The sequence below is a fragment of the uncultured Winogradskyella sp. genome, from assembly GCF_937958655.1.
Lineage (GTDB): Bacteria > Bacteroidota > Bacteroidia > Flavobacteriales > Flavobacteriaceae > Winogradskyella.
On record NZ_CALGNH010000016.1, the window covers coordinates 1 to 4,482 of the forward strand.

At 31.7% G+C, this 4,482-nt stretch carries 4 protein-coding genes; all 4 read right to left on the reverse strand.

The annotated features are described in order from the left end of the window. Window positions 1–99: 99 nt before the first annotated feature. Genes Q0800_RS03490 through Q0800_RS03505 form a run of 4 tightly spaced genes read right to left on the reverse strand, consistent with a single transcriptional unit; the run spans window position 100 to window position 4,359 of the window. The gene (locus Q0800_RS03490; protein ID WP_299127675.1) at window positions 100–330 is read right to left on the reverse strand and encodes a DUF6095 family protein; all 231 of its coding nucleotides are present in this window, start codon (window positions 328–330) and stop codon (window positions 100–102) included. Beyond that, on the reverse strand, window positions 317–1,129 hold the full coding sequence (murQ, locus tag Q0800_RS03495) for an N-acetylmuramic acid 6-phosphate etherase (RefSeq protein ID WP_299127678.1): 813 nt from the start codon (window positions 1,127–1,129) through the stop codon (window positions 317–319). The genes Q0800_RS03490 and murQ overlap by 14 nt, the downstream gene beginning before the upstream one ends. 37 nt (window positions 1,130–1,166) lie before the next feature. After that, a complete protein-coding gene (locus tag Q0800_RS03500; protein WP_299127680.1) occupies window positions 1,167–1,982 on the reverse strand; it encodes a DUF4249 family protein in 816 nt (271 codons plus the stop codon). Window positions 1,983–1,986: 4 nt separating this feature from the next. Next, a complete protein-coding gene (locus Q0800_RS03505) occupies window positions 1,987–4,359 on the reverse strand; it encodes a TonB-dependent receptor (RefSeq protein ID WP_299127682.1) in 2,373 nt (790 codons plus the stop codon). Between the last annotated feature and the right edge of the window lie 123 nt (window positions 4,360–4,482).

Genomic DNA, 4,482 nt, shown 5'->3' on the forward strand with positions numbered 1-4,482 from the left:
CGATGGTACTACTATTTGTGGAAGAGTAGGTCGCCGCCTTTTTTAAACCCTAATTCATACGAATTAGGGTTTTTTGTTTAATAATGTTAGGTAGAATTATTATTTAAAAAGACTATCACCGATAGTTTTTAGTCCGTAAAAAAGCATAATTACCGCGGCTATACAAGTTAAGATCGAAATTGTTAATAATGGAATATATAGTGGTTTATGATCATTGCTTAATGCTATATAAACTAATGTTGGCCCGATAAACATGAGAATAAGACAAAATCCCATTCGTTTTAATCCTTTGGCTAAAAGTTCTCTGTCAGTTCTGTTATTTTCGTCCATGTATTATACTTTGTCTTACACTTTTATGCTTTAAGAGTAATTGACTTGCTTTTTCTTTTGATATTTCTAACTCGTCCATTATCATTTTAATACCTCTATTTACAAGTTTATTGTTACTTAACTGCATATCCACCATTTTGTTACCTTTTACTCTATCTAATTTAATCATGGTGGTAGTGGTTATCAGATTGAGTACTAGTTTTTGAGCTGTACCTGCCTTCATTCTAGAACTGCCAGTTAAAAATTCTGGACCAACAATAACTTCAACTGGATACTGTGCTGTTAAACTTAAAGGGCTATTTTTATTACAAGTTATACAGCCAGTAATAATATCATTATTATTACAAGCTTTTAGTGTGCTTATTACATATGGTGTAGTTCCTGATGCTGCAATACCAATAACAATATCATTTTCTGTGATATTATGATTTTGGAGATCTGACCAACCTTGCGTGGTAGAGTCTTCTGCGTTTTCTACTGCTTTTCTTATGGCTTTATCTCCACCTGCTATAAGACCGATAACAATATCGTGCGATATACCAAATGTAGGTGGACATTCTGAGGCGTCTAAAATCCCTAATCGGCCACTAGTACCTGCTCCAATGTAAAACAATCTACCATTATTTTTAAGTTTTATTATAACTTGTTCTATTAATGCTTCAATCTGAGGAATAGCTTTTTCTACAGCAAGAGGTACTGATTGATCTTCTTTGTTTATGTTATTAATGATTTCATTAATGGACATCTTTTCAAGATGATTATAATTGGAATCCTTTTCAGTTGTTTTTTCAAAATTCATGTTATAAAAATAATGAATTTCCTTTGGGAAAGTTTAATTATTCTACAGTATAAATGAGCTCATCAACTTCAGATAATCTAAAGTAACCAAAAGGAAAATTTTCTGGATTTGATGTATTAACACAATTTCCTCTAACGGTTGCAGGTTGTGTCTCAAAAGGTCCACCGTCTTGTTCTCCTCCTTGTTGCAGAAGAATAAACATATACTCGTAAAATCGTTGAGATATGCCATAATTTCTTATTGTAACTATATCTCCGGTTTCTAAATCTTCTTCTGTGTAAAAGCCAAATATTTGATTTCCATCTGTGAATCTATCCTCATAAACTTCTAGTGTGGGAATTTCTGGTATATCACTTATAAATTCAAAAAAGTAATAATTTTCTATGTCAGCAGGATCCGTATAAAACGCTTTTAATTCGATATCTTCACCTGTAAAACCTCCTTCATTATTTTGTTCAACAAAATCTATAGATGACACGGATTTTAATGTTTCAGTGCCTGTATAGGTTTCACCATTATAAATTATGGTTAAGCTATAAGTTTCATCAATTAAAGGATTAAATGTATTATTTAGGTAAATACCGCTATCTCCGTCTTCAATAAAATTAAAGGTATTGTTGTTAGTATCTGTTATTTCTACGAAAGCACCATTTGCTGGTGGTACGGACTCATTAAAAAACGGTGCCGTTAAACTCAATTTTATGCTTTGCTCATTACCTAAGGTATTTTTAACCCAATTAATTGAAGCGTCAATAACCAAACGCGGCTCACTGGTATTGAGATCTACGTCCATGACGTCTTCACAATTTGCAAAAATTAATAAACTAACAAATAATAAGAGTAATTTTTTCATCAGTCTAAAATTTAAAATTATATGAAACAGACGGCACTATACCAAAAATGGCCAGTCTTACAGCTTCGTTGGTGCCAGACATTCTATTTTCTCTAAACGTTATACTTGCAGCATTTCTTCTATTGTAAACGTTGTATATTCCAAACACCCATTCGCCTTTAAGGCGTTTTTCACTATCTGGTTTTGGATTATAATTAACGGATACATCTAATCTATGGTATGATGGTAATCTACTAGAATTTCTGGCCTCATAACTTGGTACTACAAGTCCGTTGTATTCATATTGACCATTTGGAAACGTTGAGGGTTGTCCTGTTTGAAATAAAAAATTAGAACTAAACGACCATTTTTTGTTTAAATTGTAACTGGTGGTTAAAGAAACATCATGTGTCTTATCAAAAGGTGTATTATACCATTCTCCGTTATTTATACCTGTTTCTATTTGTGTTCTGCCTGGTGTGCGCTGTTCAGATTTGGATAGGGTATAGGCTAGCCATCCTTTAAGTTTTCCTTCATTTTTTCTAAACAAAACCTCCATACCGTAGGCTCTGGCTTCTCCGTTAAGTATAACTTGTTCTATAGCATTATTTGCAATTAAATTGGCACCGTCTATATAATCAATTCGGTTTTGTATCGTTTTATAAAAGCTTTCTACTTCTAGGGAATATGTGTTATCCTTAAATGTTTTAAAATAGCCTAATGCGACCTGATCTAACAATTGTGGCTTTATAAATTTACCACTTGGCGTCCAAACATCTAATGGTGTTGGTGAATTAGTATTGGATAGGAGATGCAAATATTGACTCATTCTATTATAACTCGCTTTTAATGAGCTGTTTTCATTCAATTGATAGGCTATAGCCAAACGAGGTTCAATGTTTGCAAATGATTCAATGACATCACTTCTACTAAAATTTTCTGTACCAGTAGGTTCTGCTTTTTCATATATACCAAGTTCTGTATTAAACGTTACAGGATTATTGTTCTGGTATATGTTTAATTCATTTTGTCCAAGTCTATGGAATGTACTAAATCTAGCACCATAACTAACAGATACTTTATTGCTTAGTTTGTGTTCTGTATCTAAATAAATAGCATTTTCAAAGGCATACTTATCGATGAGTTTAAAAGGATTAATTCCAGAATTTTCAGTTGTGGGATTAATTTCACCTGGATTGAATTTATAGTAAATACTATTTAAGCCATATTCTAGTTTAAAATTGTTGCTTATGTAGTGCTTAAAATCGTACTTAAGATTAAAGTTTCTTATTCCAGATTCCCAATCAAATTCAACAAAATTAAGCTTCAAACCATAGTAATAATCTGAATAAATTAATGAAAGGTTTGAGAATAATTTGTCTGAAAACAAATGATTCCAACGAAAGTTAACCACCGTATTTCCGTATGTGTTTTCAAAACTATCTTGAATTTCAAAAACATCGCGACCAAAATAACCAGACAAGAAAATACTATTGTTATCATTAAGTCTATAACTTAACTTTGTATTAAGATCGTAGAAATAAGCAATATTATCTAAATCGAAGAGCGGTAAAAATAAATGGGCATAACTGCTACGTCCGCCAAAAAGAAATGATCCTTTGTCTTTTTTTATGGGACCCTCTGCTAATAAACGACTAGAGATTAATCCAATACCTCCATTCATTTGAAATTGACTACTGTTACCTTCTTTTTGATAAATGTCTAACACAGAAGATACTCTACCTCCATATTTTGCTGGTATTCCGCCTTTATAGAGTTTAATATCCTTTATTGCATCTGGATTAAATACAGAAAAGAAACCAAATAAATGTGATGAATTAAAAATAGTGGCTTCATCTAAAAGAATAAGGTTTTGATCGGCAGCTCCACCACGTACGTTAAAACCAGATGATCCTTCTCCAGCATTACTAACACCTGGAAGTAAAGTAATAGATTTTATAACATCTACCTCTCCTAAAACTACAGGCATTTGCTTAATGGTATTAATGGACAATGCATTAACACTCATTTGAGGTTTTTTTAGATTTAATGCTTCTATGTCTTCGGTAATAACAACTTCATCTAGGCTTTCTGCCGCCTCATTTAGTTTAAAGTTTTTAGTGAGATCGTTATCTAAACTAATAGTCTCAGAAATGGTTTTAAACCCTAAATAACTAATTTGTATTTTATAACTTCCTTTTGGAAGGGTAATTGAATAAAATCCATATTCATTGGTGATTGTACCAGACTGAATTTCTGGAATTATGATGTTAACACCAATTAGGGTTTCGTTACTTTGACTATCTGTAACTGTGCCACTAAGAGTAAATTTTTCTTGAGCAAGAATTAAAAGTGGATTTAAAAATAGAAAGAGTAGCATTACTCTAAGCGATGTCATCATAATTTGTTGACTCTTTTTTGAATGATAAAGTGTTGTTATAAATTAACTATTTATGTTATTGAATATTGCTTAAAGTTATTGAATAACAAAAAAGCTTCAATTTTATTGAAGCCTTTTTAA